Annotated in this window: 20 protein-coding genes; 9 read left to right on the forward strand and 11 right to left on the reverse strand. The window is 68.2% G+C overall.

Annotated elements, in window-relative coordinates; translation table 11 throughout:
- Nucleotides 1-62 precede the first annotated feature (62 nt).
- Nucleotides 63-542 carry an FKBP-type peptidyl-prolyl cis-trans isomerase gene (locus ACW7G2_RS12230; RefSeq protein ID WP_456976158.1) on the reverse strand — a complete coding sequence of 160 codons (480 nt, stop codon included), beginning with the start codon at nucleotides 540-542 and terminating at the stop codon, nucleotides 63-65.
- 175 nt (nucleotides 543-717) lie between these two features.
- Here ACW7G2_RS12230 and ACW7G2_RS12235 point away from each other — a divergent pair, with 175 nt between their 5' ends.
- From ACW7G2_RS12235 to ACW7G2_RS12245, 3 genes are all read left to right on the forward strand, one after another.
- Entirely contained in the window at nucleotides 718-1,197 is a 480-nt protein-coding gene (locus tag ACW7G2_RS12235; RefSeq protein ID WP_456976202.1) for a C40 family peptidase, read from the forward strand.
- A 149-nt stretch (nucleotides 1,198-1,346) separates the two neighbouring features.
- Entirely contained in the window at nucleotides 1,347-2,036 is a 690-nt protein-coding gene (locus ACW7G2_RS12240) for a C40 family peptidase (RefSeq protein WP_456976160.1), read from the forward strand.
- Between the two features lie 138 nt (nucleotides 2,037-2,174).
- Nucleotides 2,175-3,050 carry a bile acid:sodium symporter family protein gene (locus ACW7G2_RS12245; protein WP_456976162.1) on the forward strand — a complete coding sequence of 292 codons (876 nt, stop codon included), beginning with the start codon at nucleotides 2,175-2,177 and terminating at the stop codon, nucleotides 3,048-3,050.
- A 21-nt stretch (nucleotides 3,051-3,071) separates the two neighbouring features.
- On the opposite strand, the gene pdeM is transcribed toward ACW7G2_RS12245, so the two are convergent.
- Genes pdeM through ACW7G2_RS12270 form a run of 5 tightly spaced genes read right to left on the reverse strand, consistent with a single transcriptional unit; the run spans nucleotide 3,072 to nucleotide 9,429 of the window.
- Nucleotides 3,072-3,785, reverse strand: coding sequence for a ligase-associated DNA damage response endonuclease PdeM (gene pdeM / locus ACW7G2_RS12250; RefSeq protein ID WP_456976164.1), 714 nt, complete (start codon nucleotides 3,783-3,785; stop codon nucleotides 3,072-3,074).
- Nucleotides 3,778-6,315 carry a ligase-associated DNA damage response DEXH box helicase gene (locus ACW7G2_RS12255; protein ID WP_456976166.1) on the reverse strand — a complete coding sequence of 846 codons (2,538 nt, stop codon included), beginning with the start codon at nucleotides 6,313-6,315 and terminating at the stop codon, nucleotides 3,778-3,780. Before ACW7G2_RS12255 ends, pdeM begins: the two co-directional genes overlap by 8 nt.
- Nucleotides 6,312-7,937, reverse strand: coding sequence for an ATP-dependent DNA ligase (locus tag ACW7G2_RS12260; protein ID WP_456976168.1), 1,626 nt, complete (start codon nucleotides 7,935-7,937; stop codon nucleotides 6,312-6,314). The genes ACW7G2_RS12255 and ACW7G2_RS12260 overlap by 4 nt, the downstream gene beginning before the upstream one ends.
- Nucleotides 7,937-8,932 (reverse strand): ligase-associated DNA damage response exonuclease, encoded by a 996-nt coding sequence (locus ACW7G2_RS12265; protein WP_456976170.1) that lies wholly within the window; start codon nucleotides 8,930-8,932, stop codon nucleotides 7,937-7,939. Before ACW7G2_RS12265 ends, ACW7G2_RS12260 begins: the two co-directional genes overlap by 1 nt.
- A gap of 11 nt (nucleotides 8,933-8,943) precedes the next feature.
- A complete protein-coding gene (locus tag ACW7G2_RS12270; RefSeq protein ID WP_456976172.1) occupies nucleotides 8,944-9,429 on the reverse strand; it encodes a pyridoxamine 5'-phosphate oxidase family protein in 486 nt (161 codons plus the stop codon).
- 146 nt (nucleotides 9,430-9,575) lie between these two features.
- Here ACW7G2_RS12270 and ACW7G2_RS12275 point away from each other — a divergent pair, with 146 nt between their 5' ends.
- The gene (locus tag ACW7G2_RS12275) at nucleotides 9,576-9,842 is read left to right on the forward strand and encodes a hypothetical protein (protein ID WP_456976174.1); all 267 of its coding nucleotides are present in this window, start codon (nucleotides 9,576-9,578) and stop codon (nucleotides 9,840-9,842) included.
- A gap of 34 nt (nucleotides 9,843-9,876) precedes the next feature.
- Here the strand turns inward: ACW7G2_RS12275 and ACW7G2_RS12280 are convergent, their stop codons facing one another.
- Nucleotides 9,877-11,142: a dicarboxylate/amino acid:cation symporter gene (locus ACW7G2_RS12280; protein ID WP_456976176.1), complete on the reverse strand. Its 1,266-nt coding sequence runs from the start codon at nucleotides 11,140-11,142 to the stop codon at nucleotides 9,877-9,879.
- A gap of 135 nt (nucleotides 11,143-11,277) precedes the next feature.
- On the opposite strand from ACW7G2_RS12280, the gene ACW7G2_RS12285 reads away from it, so the two are divergent.
- The 5 genes from ACW7G2_RS12285 to ACW7G2_RS12305 all read left to right on the forward strand — a co-directional run bounded on the left by ACW7G2_RS12285 (nucleotide 11,278) and on the right by ACW7G2_RS12305 (nucleotide 15,621).
- The gene (locus ACW7G2_RS12285) at nucleotides 11,278-12,960 is read left to right on the forward strand and encodes an alkaline phosphatase (RefSeq protein WP_456976178.1); all 1,683 of its coding nucleotides are present in this window, start codon (nucleotides 11,278-11,280) and stop codon (nucleotides 12,958-12,960) included.
- A 233-nt stretch (nucleotides 12,961-13,193) separates the two neighbouring features.
- Entirely contained in the window at nucleotides 13,194-13,979 is a 786-nt protein-coding gene (locus ACW7G2_RS12290; RefSeq protein ID WP_456976180.1) for a 3-hydroxybutyrate dehydrogenase, read from the forward strand.
- The gene (locus ACW7G2_RS12295; protein ID WP_456976182.1) at nucleotides 13,976-15,178 is read left to right on the forward strand and encodes a patatin-like phospholipase family protein; all 1,203 of its coding nucleotides are present in this window, start codon (nucleotides 13,976-13,978) and stop codon (nucleotides 15,176-15,178) included. Before ACW7G2_RS12290 ends, ACW7G2_RS12295 begins: the two co-directional genes overlap by 4 nt.
- A gap of 142 nt (nucleotides 15,179-15,320) precedes the next feature.
- Nucleotides 15,321-15,401, forward strand: a complete 81-nt coding sequence (locus ACW7G2_RS12300; protein ID WP_456976204.1) for a hypothetical protein — start codon at nucleotides 15,321-15,323, stop codon at nucleotides 15,399-15,401.
- Nucleotides 15,388-15,621, forward strand: coding sequence for an N-6 DNA methylase (locus tag ACW7G2_RS12305; protein WP_456976184.1), 234 nt, complete (start codon nucleotides 15,388-15,390; stop codon nucleotides 15,619-15,621). Before ACW7G2_RS12300 ends, ACW7G2_RS12305 begins: the two co-directional genes overlap by 14 nt.
- On the opposite strand, the gene ACW7G2_RS12310 is transcribed toward ACW7G2_RS12305, so the two are convergent.
- The 4 genes from ACW7G2_RS12310 to ACW7G2_RS12325 all read right to left on the reverse strand — a co-directional run bounded on the left by ACW7G2_RS12310 (nucleotide 15,513) and on the right by ACW7G2_RS12325 (nucleotide 18,414).
- Nucleotides 15,513-16,145 (reverse strand): DUF2799 domain-containing protein, encoded by a 633-nt coding sequence (locus ACW7G2_RS12310; protein ID WP_456976186.1) that lies wholly within the window; start codon nucleotides 16,143-16,145, stop codon nucleotides 15,513-15,515. The genes ACW7G2_RS12305 and ACW7G2_RS12310 overlap by 109 nt on opposite strands.
- Before the next feature lie 102 nt (nucleotides 16,146-16,247).
- A complete protein-coding gene (locus ACW7G2_RS12315; RefSeq protein WP_456976188.1) occupies nucleotides 16,248-16,730 on the reverse strand; it encodes a YajQ family cyclic di-GMP-binding protein in 483 nt (160 codons plus the stop codon).
- Nucleotides 16,731-16,847: 117 nt separating this feature from the next.
- Nucleotides 16,848-17,852 (reverse strand): hypothetical protein, encoded by a 1,005-nt coding sequence (locus tag ACW7G2_RS12320; protein ID WP_456976190.1) that lies wholly within the window; start codon nucleotides 17,850-17,852, stop codon nucleotides 16,848-16,850.
- Between the two features lie 145 nt (nucleotides 17,853-17,997).
- The gene (locus ACW7G2_RS12325; RefSeq protein WP_456976192.1) at nucleotides 17,998-18,414 is read right to left on the reverse strand and encodes a CopD family protein; all 417 of its coding nucleotides are present in this window, start codon (nucleotides 18,412-18,414) and stop codon (nucleotides 17,998-18,000) included.
- Between the last annotated feature and the right edge of the window lie 116 nt (nucleotides 18,415-18,530).

An 18,530-nucleotide genomic window follows, 5' to 3' on the forward strand; every position in this document is an offset into this window, starting at 1 on the left:
CCCGCTCAAACTCCCGTCACCCGGCGCATGCGACGCACCAGGTGACGGGGCAACACGGCAGGTCAGTGCTGGTGACCGCCGTCGCCGTGCACGTGACCGTGCTCGATCTCGGCCGCGTCGGCTTCGCGCACCTCGATGATCTCGATTTCGAAGGTCAGGTCCTTGCCGGCCATCGGGTGGTTCAGGTCCACGTCCACCACGCTCATGCCCACCTTCTGCACCGTCACCGGGCGCGGACCGAAGTTGGTGGTCAGTACCACCTGCTCACCCGCGGCCAGGCGCTGCTTGCCGAAGTGCTTCTTCGGCACCCGCTGGGTCAGATCCGGGCGGCGCTCGCCATAGGCGTCGGCGGACACTACGTCGGCGCTGAAGGTATCGCCCGTTTCATGCCCTTCCATCGCCTTTTCCAGGCCCGGAATGATGTTGCCGTGCCCGAACAGGATCGCCAGCGGCTCACCCTCCCTGGAACTCTCGACCGGCGGCTGGCCAGTCTCGGAAACGGTGTAGTGGAAGCGGACAACGCGGTCCTTTTCGATCTTCATGGGCAACGGTACCTGGTGTGGCGGCAGTGGCCGCGCTTGTTATTGGAAGGTGGATTCGGCCAAGATGCCGGCCGTGAGTACTACGCATTATCCGGGCAGCGGCCGCGCCGCGCCAACCCGACCGTCACGGCGTTGCTGGCAGCTGGCCTGCCTTGTGCTCGTCGCCGCTGCGGTGATGGCCGGCTGCGGGGGCAAGCAGAGCCGCCCGGCTGCCCCGGCCCCGTCCAGCGCATCAAGCAACCAGTGGCCGGTGATGTCCCCCTCCGACCCGACGGCCGCCAATGCAGTCACCATCCGCGCCATCGGACTGGTCGGCACGCCCTACCGCTACGGCGGCAACACCCCCCAGGGCGGGTTCGACTGCAGCGGCCTGGTCAACTATGTCTACAGCGACATGCTTGGCCTTCGTCTGCCGCGCACCACGCGCGATCTGTTCGCTTGGCAAGGGCCACGCATCGCACCCGAACGGCTGGCTGCCGGTGACCTGGTGTTCTTCGGCAGCCGCGGCAGCGTCAGCCACGTGGGCATCTACGTGGGGGAAGGCCGCTTCGTCCACGCACCCAGCAGCGGCGGCACCGTGCGGCTCGATCATCTTGACGGTCATTACTGGCGTGATCACTACACCGGTTCCCGCCGAGTCCTGGGCGGATCCTGAATGCGGGGAGTGGGTTCATTCCCGCCAATTCCCACTGAATCAACCGCGTGAAGATGTGTCGCGCGTCACTCTCATTAACTTGAATTTAACAAGACAGGCTCTTTCCTCCGGCACCATCACGCCTCCATGACATATGTGAATCAAGCCGCGTGACGATCGAAGACCCAAGTCAAGGCCGCCAAGCCGCCACCCGAACCTCCGCTTCCCGCCTTCGTCAACGGGCCGTCACCCTTCTCTTCTCCGCACTGCTTTGTGCCGGTGCAGCGCCGGCGTTTGCCGCCACGGGGCTCGCAACCGACAGCGCGGATGGCTTCCCGATTTCGACCTCGATCAGCCAGCAGCTGTCTGACCCGCTGCCTGCCGCCAGCCGCGAACTGCTGTTTGCCGCCGACGTGAACCAGCTGATCACGATTTCGGCGGACCTGCAGATTGATCTGGCGCCCGCACCGCAGACCGCCGTGCGGCAGCAGAGCCTGTTGCAGCGCGGCCTGGCCCTTCTGGGCACGCCCTACCGCTGGGGCGGTACCTCGCCCGAACGCGGCTTCGACTGCAGCGGATTGGTGAGCTACGTATTCAAGACCACCCTGGGGATTGATCTGCCTCGCGTCTCGCGCGACATGGCCCGCGCCGGCGAGCCGGTGGAGCGCACCCAGCTGGATGCAGGCGATCTGGTGTTCTTCGCCCTGCGCGGCGGCCGCATCGACCACGTGGGCATCTACATCGGCGAAGGCCGTTTCCTGCACGCTCCACGCACCGGCCGCGACGTCACCGTCTCGGCGCTGGATGGCGGCTACTGGGCCGGCAAGTTCAAGCAGGCGCGCCGCATCGCCACGCACTGAGCAGTGCAGGCAACAGCAGCATGACATCAGGCCGCCTCCGGGCGGCCTGCTCTTTTATGGCCTGTTCGTTTGTGGACAGTTGCGGCCGGGCGGCGGGCGCGCCATTCTCCAACGGTCCTCGGGGGAGGTGCGGAGTTCATGGAAGCCACGCTGCTGACCAACGTCCTGCTGCCAGTGGCGCTGGGCGTGATCATGTTCGGACTGGGGCTGGGCCTGACGGTGGAGGATTTCCGCCGCGTCGCACGCTATCCACGCGCGGTGCTGATCGGCCTTTTCCTGCAAACCGGGCTACTGCCCTGGGTGGCCCTGGGACTGGCGCTGGCCTTCCGGCTGCCGCCCGAGCTGGCGGTCGGCCTGATGCTGCTGGCGGCCTCCCCGGGCGGCGCCACCGCCAACATCTACAGCCACCTCGCCCACGGCGACGTGGCGCTCAACATTACCCTGACCGCGATCAACAGCCTGCTGTGCCTGGTCACCCTGCCGGTGATCCTCAACCTGTCACTGGAGTTCTTCCTCGGCGCCGGCCAGTACGTGCCGCCGCCGGTGAGCAAGGTGGTGGAGGTGGCCGCGCTGATCGTGCTGCCGGTGGCCATTGGCATGACCGTACGCGCCTTCGCGCCGGGCTTTGCAGCACGCATGGCCAAGCCCATCCGGTTCCTCTCGGTGCTGGTGCTGGCGCTGTTGATCGTGGCCGCGGTTTCCCAGGCCTGGGAAACCCTGCTGGCGTGGTTTGCGGTGGTCGGCCTGGCGTGCCTGCTGTTCAACCTGGTCAGCATGGGGGTCGGCTATGCCGCGCCGCTCACCCTGAAGCTGCCGCGGCCGCAGGCGATCGCCATCGCCATGGAGATCGGCATCCACAACGGCACCCTGGCGATCTTCATCGCCCTCAACGTGCTGGGCAACGCGACCATGTCGGTACCTGCCGCGGTCTACAGCCTGCTGATGTTCTTCACCGCCGCGGGCTTTGCCTGGTGGACCAGCCGGCGCCATGCGACGGCGCCCGCGGTCGCCTGACCAGGCCGCGTCCGGCCAAGCTCAGCGGCCCGCCCCCTCGCGCCAGGCCCCGTCCATGTGTCCAAGCAGCTCTCCGTGGGCACAGGCGATCCAGCTGCGATTTCCCTCCAGCAGCCAGCCACCGGTGAAAGTCGAGAACGCGGGCAGGATGCTCTGGTGAGGGTCGAGCGCCAGCGCCGGGTACCTGCCGGGCAAGCCCGGAAGACGCACCACCGGGTGCACATGGCCGCAGATGACATGCTCACGGTCCGGGCCGCCGCCCTCGCCCTTGGCTCCATCGGTGACGCCAGGCGCATCGATCGGCATGTGGCGGAAGCGGAACGGCCCGTCGCGCACGTCGTCGGGCAGGTGCACCACCCCGGCAGCGTCGGGCACCAGGGCGCGATCATGATTGCCGGCGATCACGCTGCAGGTACAGCCCGGATGCGTGGAAACGAAGGCGCGCCATGCAGCCTCCACCCGCGGCTGCCTCGCTCCGTGGAGGAAATCGCCCAATACCCAGAGTTCGCTGGCGCCGGTCGCCTGCAACAGCGCGCCCAGCCGCATCAGGTCATGCCCGGTGCCGCCGCTGGGCACCGGAATGCCCGCCGCGCGCAGGATGTCGCCTTTGCCCAGGTGCAGGTCGGCGATCAGCAGCCGGCAGCGAGCCGGCCAGTACAGCGCACGGTCGGCGAACAGGCGCATCGCCTCTCCCGCGATGACCAGATCAATCACGCTTCCCGCCTGCTCATCCATGCCGTTCCTCCAGCTGCTCGGCGGCGCGGCGCACGCGGGTGCGCCAGTCCTCGGTGCTGAGCTGGCCACGGACCGATTCGGCCCACAGCGGGAACGCCAGCGGGGTAAGTCCGCGCGGGCGGCGCAGATCGAGTCGGCGCGCGCGGCAACGCTCCAGCGCCTCGGCGAGGCGGCGGACCTCAAGCTGCGACTCCAACACTTCACGCTCGGCCTGGGCCAGCAGCACGTGGTCGGGATCATGGCGCTGCAGCACATCGAACAGCAGGCCGCTGGAGGCCTGCAGCTGGCGCAGCGAGCGGGCCGCCCGCCCCGGCAGCGAGGGCGGCAACAGCCCGGCCACGCGGGCGATTTCGCGGAACTGGCGACGTGCCAGCTCGCCCAGGTTGAGGCTCGCACGCAGGTCTTCCAGCAGCCCCTCGCCGGCGAACATGCGGGCAAGCAGTTCCGGCTCCGGCCAGGCTTCCGCCTGGGCAGTGAGCACCAGGCCGTAGTCGTTGACCGCCCAGGAAAAGGTGTTCGGCGCTTCGCGTGCCCAGCGCAGGGCCAGCAGCGGCGCCAGGCCTTCGTGCACCGCACGCCCGGCGAACGGGAACACAAACAGGTGCCAGCCCTGGCGGGTCTTCACCGCTTCCACCAGCAGGGTTTCCGGCGTGGGCAAGGCGGAAATGCCGGCCTGCAGTTTCAGCAGCGGCGCCAGTGCCCGCATTTCCGGGTTGCGGGCGGGCTGGGCGAGGATCGCCTCCACCTCATGACCCAGCTCGCTTGAAAGCGGCATCCGCCCGCCTTGCCAGCGCGGCACGGTGCCCTCGCCCTTGCGGGCGATGCGCACGTACGCGGTCATGTCCTTGAGTTGAACCAGCTCCAGGGTGCGGCCAGCGAACTGGAAGCGGTCGCGCGGACGCAGGCGCGAGACGAAAGTTTCCTCCACCACGCCCAGGTACCCGCCCTTGAGGAACCGCACCTGCACCCCGCCGTCGCTGGTGATGGTGCCGATCGACAGCCGGTGGCGGAAGGCGACGCGGCGCTCGTGTACCCGATAGATGCCGTCCTCGTCACGCACCACCCGCCGGTAGTCGGGGTAGGACTCCAGCGCGTTGCCACCGCGCACGATGAAGTCCAGCACCGCTTGCCAAGCGGCATCAGGCAGAGCGGCAAAGGCGTGGGTGCCGCGCACTTCGGCCAGCAGGGCCTCCGGCCCGAAGCCGCCACCCAGGGCGAGGGTCACGCAGTGCTGGGCCAGCACATCCAGCGACAGGCTCGGCGGCTCGCGCGATTCGATCCTGCCGGCTGCAAGCGCCCGTCGCGCCGCCGCATACTCCGCGAGCTCCAGGGCATGGGTGGGCACGCACACCACGTGTCCCACCTCGCCCGGGCGGTGCCGGGCCCGGCCGCCGCGCTGCAGCAGCCGCACCATGCCCTTGGGGCTGCCCACCTGCAGCACCTGGTCGACGGCGGGGAAATCAACGCCCAGGTCCAGGCTGGAAGTGGCCACCACGCAACGCACGCTGCCATCGCGCAGCCCCTGTTCGGCGGCGGCACGCAGGCTGGCGTCGAGGGACCCGTGGTGCAGCGCCAGGGTGGACGGATCAGCCAGCCAGACCGACTGCAGCGCGCGATGCCAGAGCTCGGCCTGCGAGCGCGTGTTGGTAAACAGCAGGCTGCTGCCGCTGCGCTGCAGCACCTCGGCGACGCGTTCGAGCTGCGACAGGCCGAGATGCCCGGCCCACGGAAAGCGTTCGTCGCTGCCGGGAAGCAGCGTTTCCAGGGTCATCTTCCTGCGCCGCGGCGCGGTGAGAATCGGCGCGTCCGGGCGGTGCGGCAGCAGCACGTCGCGCGCTTCCTCCAGGTTGCCGAGCGTGGCCGAGAGCCCCCAGATGCGCGCGCCCGGCGCCAATGCCCGCAGTCGCGCCAGGCCCAGCTGCAGCAGCACGCCGCGCTTGTTGCCAAGCAGTTCGTGCCACTCGTCCACCACCACCCCGCGCACGCCCGAAAAGATGCCACCGGCATCGGGATAGGAAAGGGCCAATGACAGCGACTCGGGCGTGGTCACCAGCACGTCGGCCAGGCCGCGCCGAGCCAGTCGCCGGTCACGCGCGCCGGCATCGCCGGTGCGCATGGCCACGGTCCAGGGCACGCCGAGCGCTTCGATCGGCTCGCGCAGCGCGCGCGTGGTGTCGGAAGCCAGCGCCCGCAGCGGGGTGATCCACAGCAGGCGCAGGCGCGGCGGCGCGTTTGCCGGCGTCCGCTTGGGGGCCGGTTTATCACCCAGGCGCAGCGCTTCCAGCAGCGGCCCGCCGGCCGCGGCCAGGGTCTTGCCGCTGCCGGTCGGCGTGACCAGCAGGCCGGACTCGCCGCGCAGGTAGTGGCGCCACGCCTTACGCTGGAACGGCGCAGGGCGCCAACCCTGGGCGGCAAACCAGTCTGCAAGCGGCGCCTCGGCCCGGCCGCACCGTCGTGGCGGCGTTCCACCAGCGGTTGATCGTGTCTTCCCCGCTGTTCCAGTGGCGCCCTCCTCGCCCGGGACCTTCACCGCGCCAGTGCCTGCAGCGCTTCCAGACGGTCGGCCTCGCCGGCCTGCTTGTCCTCGCGCCAGCGCAGGATGCGCGGGAAGCGCACGGCGATGCCGGATTTGTGCCGTTTGGAAACGTTCACGCCCTCGAATCCCAGCTCGAACACGTGCACCTGCTGCACCGCGCGCACCGGCCCGAAACGCTCCAGGGTGTTCGCCCGGATCCAGCGATCCAGACGCAAGATCTCGGCGTCATCCAGGCCTGAGTAGGCCTTGGCCACCGGCACCAGCACATCGCCGTCCCACAGGCCGAAGGTGTAATCGGTGAACAGCGTGCTGCGCCGACCGCTGCCGGACTGAGCGTAGATCAGCACCGCGTCGATGGTGAGCGGATCCACCTTCCACTTCCACCAGTCACCGCGCTTCCTGCCGTGGCGGTAGGGCGAATCGATGCGTTTGAGCATCAGGCCTTCCACGCCCAGCTCGCGCGAACCTTCCCGCAGCTCGGCGGCACGTTCCCAGCTGGATGTCTCGACGACGGGCGAAAGGACGATGCGTGGAGTGTCTTCCCCGTCGGGTGCCAGTTGTGTGCCGACCAGTTCCGCCAGCATTGACCGCCGCTCTCGCAGTGGCCGCGCACGCAGGTCCTCGCCTTCCAGCTCCAGCAGGTCATAGGCCAATACGCGCGCGGGCGCTGCTGCCAGCGATTTCGGCCCCGGCTTCAACCGCTGGATACGGGTCTGCAGGGCGCTGAAGGGCATGGGCATGGCCTCGCCCGGCTGCCAAGCCAGCAACTCCCCGTCGATCACGCAGTCGCGCGGCAGCAGCTCAGCTGCGGCCTCGATTTCGGGAAAGCGCCCGTCCATCCGTTCCTCCCCGCGCGACCACAGCGCCACCTCGCCGCTGCGGCGGATCAGCTGCAGGCGGATTCCGTCCCACTTCCACTCCAGCAGCCAGTCGTCGATTGCCCCCAGCGCCTCCGGCCCGCCTTCCAGCGGCGAGGCAAGGAAGAACGGATACGGCAGCGCGGCGTCGCCCGCCTGTGCCTGCGGCGAAAGCAGGCCCTGCAGGAATGCCTCGCTGGGGGTCCAGTGCCCGAGCATGCGCTGGGCAATCAGCGCGATATCCACGCCGGACATTTCCGCCAGCGCCCGCTGCACCAGCCCCTGCGACACGCCCACCCGCAGCGCGCCGGTGAGCAGCTTGTTGAAAACCAGCCGTTCGCGGAAGGCCAGGCGGCACCAGGCACCCACCACCACCGTGCGGCGCACGTCAGGATCGGCATTTGCCACCGGGGTCAGCCGCTGCTCGATCCAGCCCGCCAGCCCGACGTCGGCAACCGCGTCACCGGGAGGATCGTCAAGCAGCAGGGCCAGGGTTTCCGCCAGGTCACCCACCTGGTGGTGGCAGGCTTCCACCAGCCAGTCCGGGGTGCCGGTTTCCTCACCGATCCAGGCGCGAAGCTCCCCGGTGCCGGCAATCTTCTTCCGTGCGCCGCCCACCTTGCCTCCCGCCAGCAGCCACAGGCCCCAGGCGGCATCGCGCGGCGGCGCGTCACGGAAGTAATCGATCAGCGCGCGCCGCTTGTCGGTGGTGCCGGTGCTGCGGTCAAGGCGTTCATAGAGGGCGGCGAAGCGGCGCATCAATCCTCCTCGCCGTACCCGGTGGCAAACGTGCCCGTGTCGATGCCGCGCTCGTTGAGCACGCGCACCAGCGCGTCGGTATCTCCGTGGGTGGCAATGACCCGGCGCGCCCCGGTTTCCTCCACCGTGCGCAGCAGCGCCGGCCAGTCGGCGTGGTCGGAAACCACAAAACCACGGTCATAGTTGCGCCGCCTGCGGTTGCCGCGGATGCGCATCCAGCCCGACGCAAAACCCTGCTGGGCCCGGCGGAAGCGCCGGATCCACGGACTGCCGGCCGCCGAGGGCGGTGCGATCACCAGCCGGCCGGCGAAGTCCGCGCCGCGGGCCTCATCGGCAACCCGCAGGGTATCGAGCATCTGCACCCCGGCCTCGCGGTACACCTGCACCCCGGCATCGATGGCGCCGTGCAGCCAGGCCGGACGGTCCGTGTGCGCGGCCAGTTCGGCCAGCACCCGCTGCGCCTTGCCCAGCGCGTAGGAATAGAGGATGGCGACCTCGCCGTTGGCCTCGCACTCCGCCCGCCAGGCCTCGATCTCCGCTGCCACCTCCGAAGCCGGCGGCCAGCGGTAGATCGGCAGTCCGAAGGTGGATTCGGTGATGAACACATCGCAGGGCACCACCTCGAACGGCAGGCAGGTGGGGTCGGGATCGCGCTTGTAGTCACCCGAGGCCACCCACACCTCGCCGCCGGCCTCGATCCGCACCTGGGTCGAGCCCAGCACGTGTCCGGCCGGATGGAATGACATCACCGCTCCACCGATGCGTACCCGCTCGCCCAGCGCATGCACCCGGTAGTCCTGCTCGCCCAGCCGCCACTCAAGTATCGGCAGACCTTCCTCTGCGACGTAATAGCAGCCCATGCCGCCGCGTGCGTGATCGCCATGGCCGTGGGTAATCACGGCGCGGGGCACCGGCCGCCAGGGATCGATGTGGAAGTCGCCGGGCGGGCAGTACAGCCCCTCCGGCGTCAGCACCACCAGATCGTCCCGCGCCACCGCAGCGGTACTCAGCGCAGGTCCACCTCGCCGACCTTGTCCCTGTAGTCCTTCTTGGGATCCATGCCGAGCAGCATCTTGACCCCTGCCAGCATGCTGCTGGCATCCGTCCACACCTCGGCGTCCTCGGCATCCAGCCGCAGCAGGCACAGCTTCGGATCGTCCTTGCCTTCATACCAGGCGGCCACGAAGGGGTTCCACAGCCGCTCCACCACGGCCCGGTCGGTATCCACGCGCAGGTTGCCGCGGATGCTGGCAAACAGGTCGTGGCCCTTGGATGCGAAGCCGGCGATGGCCCGGCCGCCGCCCTGCCCCAACTGCTGCACCAGCATGTTGTCGACCGAGGTGAAGAACCAGATCGGAGAGCGGCGCTCCTCGCACTGGGCGGTCATCGGTCGGGCGTGGCCATCTTCCTGGCCGTCCAGCCCGAGCATGACGGTGCGGTCGTCCTCCAGGACCTTCCAGAATTTCTCTTCGAGTTCACGGGGATCGGTCATCGTTCGCTCCGGATGGGGGTTGGAGCCCGATGTAATCACCGCGCGGGTGACAGCCGCGTTGGCGCCGCCTGGGGCCGGTTCACCTGATGCGGACCGGCATTACCGGAATATCGCGGCCCCACAGCCCGGAAAAGGCAGGTCAACCCGTGAATCCCGATATCGTCGGCTGGGCGGCTTCGGCCATCCTGCTGGCCACCCTCACCCGCCAGATCATTACCCAGTGGAAGGACAAGGACGCCAAGGGCGTGTCGCGCTGGCTGTTCCTGGGCCAGATGGCAGCGTCCACCGGCTTCATCATCTACAGCTGGATGCTGGACAACTGGGTATTCATCGTCACCAACTCGCTGATCCTGCTGACCGCCATCGTCGGCGAGGTGGGACTGCTGGTGCGGCGTTGGCAGGCGGCGCAATAGCGCGCGGCCAACCGCGCGCCGGCCGCGACGCCCACTATCTGGTTTCGGTGACCTCTTCCATGCCGACGTTGCTCGAGGCGCGCTCGTAGGCCTCACGGTCAAGCAGCCCGGTTTCCTTGGCCACCAGCACCGGCACCAGCATCTGCCCGGTCACGTTGGTCATGGTGCGCATCATGTCCAGGATCCGGTCGATCGCCAGCAGGATGCCCAGTACCTCCAGCGGCAGCCCGGCGGCGCTGAGCACCACCGTGGCCATCACCACCGCCGTACCGGGTACACCGGCGGTGCCGAAGCTGCCCAGCACCGAGGCCAGCAGGATCACGATGTACTGCGCGGCACTCAGTTCAATGCCGTAATACTGCGCGGCGAACACCGCCGCCATCGCCGGGAAGATCGCGCCGCACCCGTCCATCTTGATGCTCGCGCCCAGCGGCACCGCGAACGCGGCGTAATCCTTGTCCACCCCCAGGTTGTGGGTGACGCTGCGCAGCGCCACCGGCAGCGAGGCGAAGCTGGACGAGCTGGCGAAGGCCACCTGCATGCCCGGCGCGGCGCCGCGGAAGAATTTCACCGGATTCAGCCCGTGGGCCAACAGCAGGCCGCCGTAGACGAACACGATGTGCAGCGCGCAGGCGACGTAGATCGCGATCACGAAGTTGCCCAGCGGCAGCAGCTGTTCGAAGCCGTAGGTGCCCACCAGGGCTCCGATCAGGCCGAAGGTGCCGATCGGGGTGACTTCCAGCACGAAGCGGGTGACCTGGATCATCGCTTCGCTGGCCTGGCCGACGATGTTGCGCAGCCCCTCGGTGCGGTCGCCCAGCTTGACCAGCGCAAAGCCGAGCAGTCCGGCGAAGAAGATCACCTGCAGGATCCGGCCCTCGGCCAGCGCCGCGAACGGGTTGGTCGGCACGATGTCCAGGACCACCTGCACCGGCGTGGGCACATCACGTGGCACGAAGTCCGAGGGCGGCAGCAGGTCCACGCCCTGGCCGGGATTGGCCACGTACGCGACCGCGAACGCCACGCCCACCGCCAGCACGGCGGTCGCCGCGAACCATCCGAAGGTGCGTCCGCCCAGCTGGGCCATCCGCTGCTGCCCGTGCAGCGCCGAGACCGCATTGACCACGGCGAAGAACACCAGCGGCACGGCGATCATGCGGATCAGGTTGATGTACAGGGTGCCCAGCGGCTGCAGCCAGGTCCCGGCGGCGGGGCCCATCAGCCAGCCCGCCAGGGCGCCCAGCACGAAGCCCGCAGCCACGCGCTGCCAGAAGGGAATTCGGAACCACCAGACCACCATGGGCCACCGTCGTCTATACAGGGAACAGGAGACCTTAACCCAGCGCGGCACCCCGGCGCGGTCGTTTTACTGCAACACAGCAGCGCACCAGCGACGGCATAATGGGTGTTCCACACTCCCCGTCCCCCGAGATCGATGCGCATTCCTGCCCTGTGTTGCCTTGCCACCCTGCTCACCGCCTGCGCCACGCCCGTGCGTGATCAGGCTCCCCTCCCAGCCCCGGCCACCAACGTCGCCCCCATCGAGGTGCCGCTGATCGAGCGGCCCGAGGGCGAAACCCCGCAGTGGTGGTTCCAGAGCGGCGCGGCCGCGGCGGCGGAACGCGGCGCGATGGAGGGCAACGCCCGGAACGTGATCCTGTTCGTGGGCGACGGCATGAGCCTGACCACGGTGGCCGCCGCCCGCATCCTTGCCGGCCAGGGCGACGGCGGCGCCGGCGAGGAATACCGGCTGAGCTGGGAGGACTTCCCGCACACGGCGCTGGCGCGCACCTACAACACCGATATGCAGACCCCGGATTCGGCCGGCACCATGACCGCGATGGCCACCGGAGTGAAGACCCGCGCCGGGGTGATCAACGTCGACCAGACCCGCCCGCGCGGCGACTGCAGCGCCTACGCCGAGCGCGGCCTGCTCAGCGTGCTGGAGCTGGCCCAGAGCGCCGGCATGGCCACCGGCATCGTCACCACCACCCGCATCACCCACGCCACCCCGGCGGCGACCTTCGCCCGCTCTCCCGACCGCAACTGGGAAAACGACGCCCAGGTGCCGGCCGCGGCCCGCGAACTGGGCTGCACCGATATTGCCGCCCAGCTGCTGGAAAACCCCTTCGGCAACGGTCCGCAGGTGATCTTCGGCGGCGGTCGCCAGCACTTCCTGCCGCAGGACGCACAGGACCCGGAACGGGACCGCACCGGTCGCCGCACCGATGGCCGCAACCTGATCAGTGAATGGCAGGAGCGCAACCCCGGCGGGGCCTTCGTGTGGAACCGCGAGCAGATGCAGGCCGCCGGCGGCCAGGGGCCGATCCTGGGCCTGTTCGAATATGACCACCTGCATTTCGAAGCCGATCGCGGCGAGCAGGACCCGGACGAGCCCAGCCTGGCCGAACTCACCCGCGAGGCGATCAGCCGCCTGCAGGGCACCGGCGAAGGCTACGTGCTGCTGGTGGAAGCCGGCCGAATCGACCACGCCCACCATTCCGGCAACGCCCACCGCGCCCTGGTCGACACCGTGGCCATGGCCGACGCCGTGCAGGTAGCCGCCGGGATGACCGACGAGGCCGACACCTTGGTCCTGGTGACCGCCGACCACGCCCATACCCTGACTTTCGCCGGCTACCCGGCGCGCGGCAACCCGATCCTGGGCAAGGTCAGTACCGATCCGGGCAGCGACGCGGGCTACACACCTGACGCCACCGGACTGCCCTATACCACCCTGGGCTACGCCAATGGTCCGGGGTATGTGGGTGCCAGCAGCGCCCAACCCGAGGGCCCCAAGGCCCATCCGCACTCCGGACCCGGCTACCAGCGCGCCAGCGGCCGGCCGGACCTGACCGCCGTGGACACCGCCCACCGCGACTACCTGCAGGAAGTGACCGTGCCACTGGCCAGCGAAACCCACGGCGGCGACGACGTCGGCGTCTGGGCACGCGGACCCGGTTCCCACGCCGTGCGCGGCAACGTGGAGCAACACGTGCTGTTCCACTTCATGGTCCAGTCCAACCCGCGCCTGCGCCAGCGCCTGTGCGACGCGGGCCTGTGCAACGCCGACGGCGTGCCCGTGGAGCTGCCCCACCCCGCCAACTTCATGCCCTGACTGCACCCCGTAGGAGCGCGCCACGCGCGCGAAACCATGTGAATCATGTCCAGGCTCGGGGCTTCGGTACCCGCATTGGATCCGGTGCCTCGACGCAAGGCCCGATGTCACGCGGCTTCGCGCGCGTGGCGCGCTCCTACAGGGGGGCGGCCCGGGTTGGCCATTGGTGCAACAGATCCGGCCGACTGCGACCGGTATGCTCCCGGCAGTCACAGAACAGCGGAGCACGCCCCATGAACCGACTCGACGGCAAGGTCTGCATCGTCACCGGCGCGGCCAGCGGCATCGGCAAGCGCATCGCCGAGGTCTATGCCAAGGCCGGCGGCCGCGTGGCCATCGCCGACCTCAAGCTTGAGGCCGCGGAATTCGCCGCCCAGGCGATCCGCGCCGGTGGCGGCCAGGCCATGGCCGTGGCCATGGACGTCACCGACGAGCAGCAGGTGGTCGACGGCGTGGCCAAGGTGGTCGCCGAATGGGGCCGGGTGGACGTGCTGGTGTCCAACGCCGGCATCCAGATCGTCAACAAGATCACCGACTTCAGCCTGGCCGACTGGAAGAAGATGCTCGCCATCCATCTGGACGGCGCCTTCCTCACCAGCCGCGAATGCCTGCGCAACATGGAAAAGCGCGGCGAAGGCGGCGCGATCATCTACATGGGCTCGGTGCACTCGCATCTGGCTTCCCAGCTGAAGGCGCCCTACGTCACCGCCAAGCACGGCCTGCTGGGCCTGTGCCGCACGGTGGCCAAAGAGGCCGCCGCCTACGGCGTGCGCGCCAACGTCATCTGTCCGGGCTTCGTGCGTACGCCACTGGTGGACAAGCAGATCCCGGAGCAGGCGAAGGAGTTCGGCATCAGCGAGGAAGCGGTGGTCAAGGACATCATGCTCAAGGACACCGTGGACGGTGAATTCACCACCGTCGACGACGTGGCCAACATGGCGCTGACCCTGGCGGCGTTCGAGACCAACGCCCTGACCGGCCAGAGCATCGTGGTCAGCCACGGCTGGTTCATGCAATGAACCCCCGTCTGGCAGAGATCTGCGAACGGGTCGAGCGCTACCCCACCGTGGCCCTGGTCCTGCAGGGTGGCGGCGCGCTGGGCGGCTACCAGTGCGGCGTGTACCAGGAGCTGCACGAAGCGGGGATCCGGCCGAACTGGTTCGCCGGCACTTCGATCGGCGCGATCAACGGCGCGATCCTTGCCGGCAACCCGCCGGAGGAGCGCGTTGCCAGGCTGCGTGAATTCTGGAACCTGATCGCCGAGCCCGCCGGTCCGCTCTCAGCCCTGTCAGCCGCCGTGCGCGGCACCGTGGCCGCGTTTCCGGACGACGAAAACCTGCTGGCGTGGGCCCGTAACCAGAGCGCCATGGGGGCGATTCTGCAGGGCCAGCGCGGGTTCTTCGAGCCGCGCATGTTCTCGCCGTTCCTGTTCAACGACGGCAGCCCCCAGGCCACCAGCTTCTACGACACTGAACCGCTGCGCCGCACCTTGGAGCGGTTCGTGGACTTCGACCGCATCAACAACGACCACAGCGTGCGCCTGACCGTGGGCGCCACTGGCATCACCACAGGCAACTTCCGCTACTTCGACAGCGACCGCGACGTCATCCGGGTCGAGCACATCCTCGCCTCGGGCGCCCTGCCGCCCGCGTTTCCCGCGGTGGAAATCGACGGCGAGTCGTACTGGGACGGCGGCATCGTGTCCAACACCCCGCTTGAATTCATCCTCGACCGCCATCCGGACGGGGACACCCTCGCCCTGCAGGTGGACCTTTTCAGCGCGCGCGGCGCGCTCCCGCGCTCCCTGCCCGACGTGCTTGAGCGGATCAAGGACATCCGCTTCTCCAGCCGCACACGCCACGGCACCCGCATGGTGGAACTGGGGCAGAACCTGCGCGCCGCGCTCAACGAGTTGATCACCCACCTGCCTGACCGCAAGCTGCCGCCGCACTTGGCCGACGTGTTCGCACCCTACCTGGACAACCGCGTCTTCAACGTCATCCATCTCATCTACCAGGCCAAATCGCACGAGCAACAGCACAAGGACCACGCCTTCGGCCGGATCCCGCTGCGCGAGCACTGGGAGAGCGGCCTGCGCGACATGGCCCTGACCCTGGATCACCCGGAATTCTTCGACCTGCCGGACCGCGACATCGGCGTTGCCACCCACGACGTCCACCGCCTCACCAACGGAATCACGCCCAAGCACCCCGTGTAGGAGCGCGCCACGCGCGCGAAGCCGCGTGACAAATCGCCAGATCTGGCAGATCGCCAACGAGGTGCGCGGCGCAGTCGATGGCTGGGACTTCAAACAATAAGTCCTCAACTACGTCAAGTTCAACATCCAGCTGGGCAACACCCTGACCGAACCGCACTTTGGCGAGGACAAGCCCTTCGACGCCATCGTCTCCAACCCCCCGTACTTCGGTGAAATGGGTTGAATCCGACGACTCGACCCTGATCAACGATGAGCGCTTCGCGCCGGCGGGGGTGCTGGCACCCAAATCGAAGGCCGACTTCGCCTTTGTCCTACATGCGCTGGGCTATCTCTTTCACCAGCCGCCGCGATACCGCGGCTCAAGCAGGTACAGAACCCGCTGCAGCTCGCGTTCGGCCATCTCACGCTCGCGCCGGGCGAGGTCCAGATCGCGCTCGGCATAGCGCAGGTCGCTCCGCAGGGACTGCAGCTCGTCAACCAGCACCTTGCGGTTGTCACCGCTCTCCCCGTCCAGGCGCTCGCGTGCACGGTCGATATCCCGACGTAGGCGGCGGATCCTGTTTTCCCGCGTGCTGACGTCCGAGCGGGCCCGGGAGGCGAGCTGATCGGCATCGTGCACATGGCGGCCGTCGGCATAGCCGGTCAGGAATCCGCCCTCGATCTCATACGCGCAGACGCCGTGGTAATTACGGCCGTTGCGCCCGGCGGTGAAGCCGCCATAGGGCGTGCAGTATTCCAGCAGGCCGCGTTCGCGGCCGTCGAAATAGGCCTGTGCATCAACTCCCACGCCGTGTGCGGCGCAGGCGGCCTCGTGATTGCCCAGGCGCGAAGGCGGATGCCCGGCGGCGCCGTCCTGGTAGCCGACACGCAGCCAGCTGCCGCTCAGGCATTCGTTCTGGGTCATCGTGGCGCAGCCGGACAGCACCAGTGCCAGCAGGATTACAGCTACAGACATGCTTGAACGCATGCACGCCACTCCGTGGAATACAGGCAGCCCCACCATGGGGCGCCGATGAACCCATGCACGCTGCCCGCCGCCCAAACAGGACACCGGGCGGGTACGGCTGACTCAGTCGCGGAAGTTCTCGAACTGCAGCGGCAGCTCGAATTCCTCGCCGCGCAGCAGCGCAATGGCCGCCTGCAGGTCATCGCGCTTCTTGCCGTTGACCCGCAGCTTGTCGCCGTTGATCTGGCTGTCCACCTTCAGCTTGGCGGTCTTCATGCTGGCCTGGATCTTCTTGGCCAGCTCGCGGCCGATGCCCTGCTTGACGCTGACCTTCTGCCGGGCGCGGGCCAGGTTGGTTTCCACCTCGTCGAACTCCAGGCAGCGCACATCGATGCCCCGGGCGGCCAGCCGCGCACGCAGGATGTCGGACATCTGCTGGAGCTGGAAATCACTGGGCGCCGACTGGGTGATCACCTCGCCCTCGAGTTCGAACGTGGCATCCACGTTCTTGAAGTCGAACCGGTTGGACAGCTCGCGATTGGCCTGGTCCACGGCGTTGGTCAGCTCGTGGGAATCCACTTCGGAAACGATATCGAAGGAAGGCATGGCAATACTCTGTGGAAGGATCAACCTGAAAGGTTAGCCGATCAGGTTGCCCGGATGCCGGCCGGAGCTCCATGCGAGGGGCAAGGAGGCCTCCAGATCCGCGGCCCTGCGGGACCTTCAGGCGGACGCTTCTTCACTTGCAGGCTGAAGCGCGACCGGAACGGTAACGGTGGTCGCCGCGGCGCCCGGCAGCGCCGCGGCAGCCTTGTCCTTGAGCTGGCGGAACTTGCCAGACATCTTCTCCAGCTTGGCGCTCCACTCCGGGTCCGGCACCTGGTTGGTGGTGGTCTTGAAATACACCTGCATCAGCGCAGTCATGGCGAAGGGATCAACCAGCGCCGCTTTCAACCCCCATGCGACCACGGCCGCCAGCACGAACGTCCAGAACCCTGCCATGCCCGGGAACAGCGCAACCAGCGCCGCCACCGGCGCAAACACCACGACGAAAATGGCCAGCGTCAGGCCCCACACGATGAACGTCACGATCACCGCGTTCTTCAGCATGGTCTTGTAGTTCTGCGCATACAGCACCAGCGCGTCGCGGCTGGAGGCCCAGGGATTGTCCGATGCAGTACGCACGTTATGGGCCAGGATGACCTCGTCAACGTAGGTCAGCGAGGTGCTGATGACCGCGTTGGCCAGCTTCACCACCGGCTCCAGCCCCGGGATGGGCAACAGACTGGCGGCGCGCATGGTCACGCGGTTGAACACGCGCAGGATGCCAACGATAAGCCGGTCAACGGCGAACAGCACCGAGCTTTCCACGAAGCGTTCCTTCACCACGGTGCGGGCGTAATCGATCTGCCCGCGACCGCCCGGAATCTCCTTGCCATCCAGCAGCTGCGCCAGCACTGCCACGTGCCCGGCCTTGACCATGTAGAGAAGGTACTCGCGGGCCCAGAACAGCACGCCGCTGGTCAGCGCAAAGCCGGCCATGCCGCCCCACAGCGCGCCAGTCGCCCCGGTGCTGGCGGCGCTGCCGAACAGCCAGCCCGCCCCGACCCCGATACCGGTGACAACGATGTACGCAAGGGTGATCGCCATGTAGACCAGCAAGCGCAGCACAAGAAACGGCAAAGTGCGCAGCAGCAGGCTGATGACGCGTCCAATGTTGAAGTCCATCGATTTTCCTCGCCGAAACCGTCGGCCCAATGCCACTGATGCGCGGCATGCCGGCCCGTGGGCGGCATCCGCAATGGATGTCACCCCCATACACGCCGGCGCAGGGAAAATCAGGACAGCAGCGGCGTACGGCGCCGGCCGTTTCCTAGAACGGCTTGGCCAGCACCAGCCAGATGATGGCCAGCAGCAGGAACACCGGGATCTCGTTGAACAGGCGCAGCTTGCCGCTTGTGGACAGTTCCGCGCCCGCGCCAGCGCGCTTCAGCCAGCGCCCGGCCACGATGTAGTGCGCAAGCATCAGCGCCACCAGCAGCAGCTTGGCGTGCAGCCAGCCGCCCACGACGCCGAATCCCATCCACAACACCAGCCCCAGCACCACTGCCAGCCCGAACATGATGTGCCCGAAGCGGTACAGCCGCTGCCCCATCAGCACCAGACGCGCGCGCACCTCGGCCGACTCGCCGGCCTCGGCCAGGTTCACCAGGATGCGCGGCAGGTAGAACACCGCGGCCATCCAGGCCATGACGAACAGCAGGTGGAAAGTCTTGGTCCACAGATACATTTCGGTACTCCCTGAATCCATCCCACAGGATCGCACAACCCGGCCCCCGGGTAGGAGCGGGGGGGGGGGGGGGGGGGGGGGGGGGGGGGGGGGGGGGGGGGGGGGGGGGGGGGGGG

It is taken from the genome of Luteimonas sp. A277 (assembly GCF_054052045.1).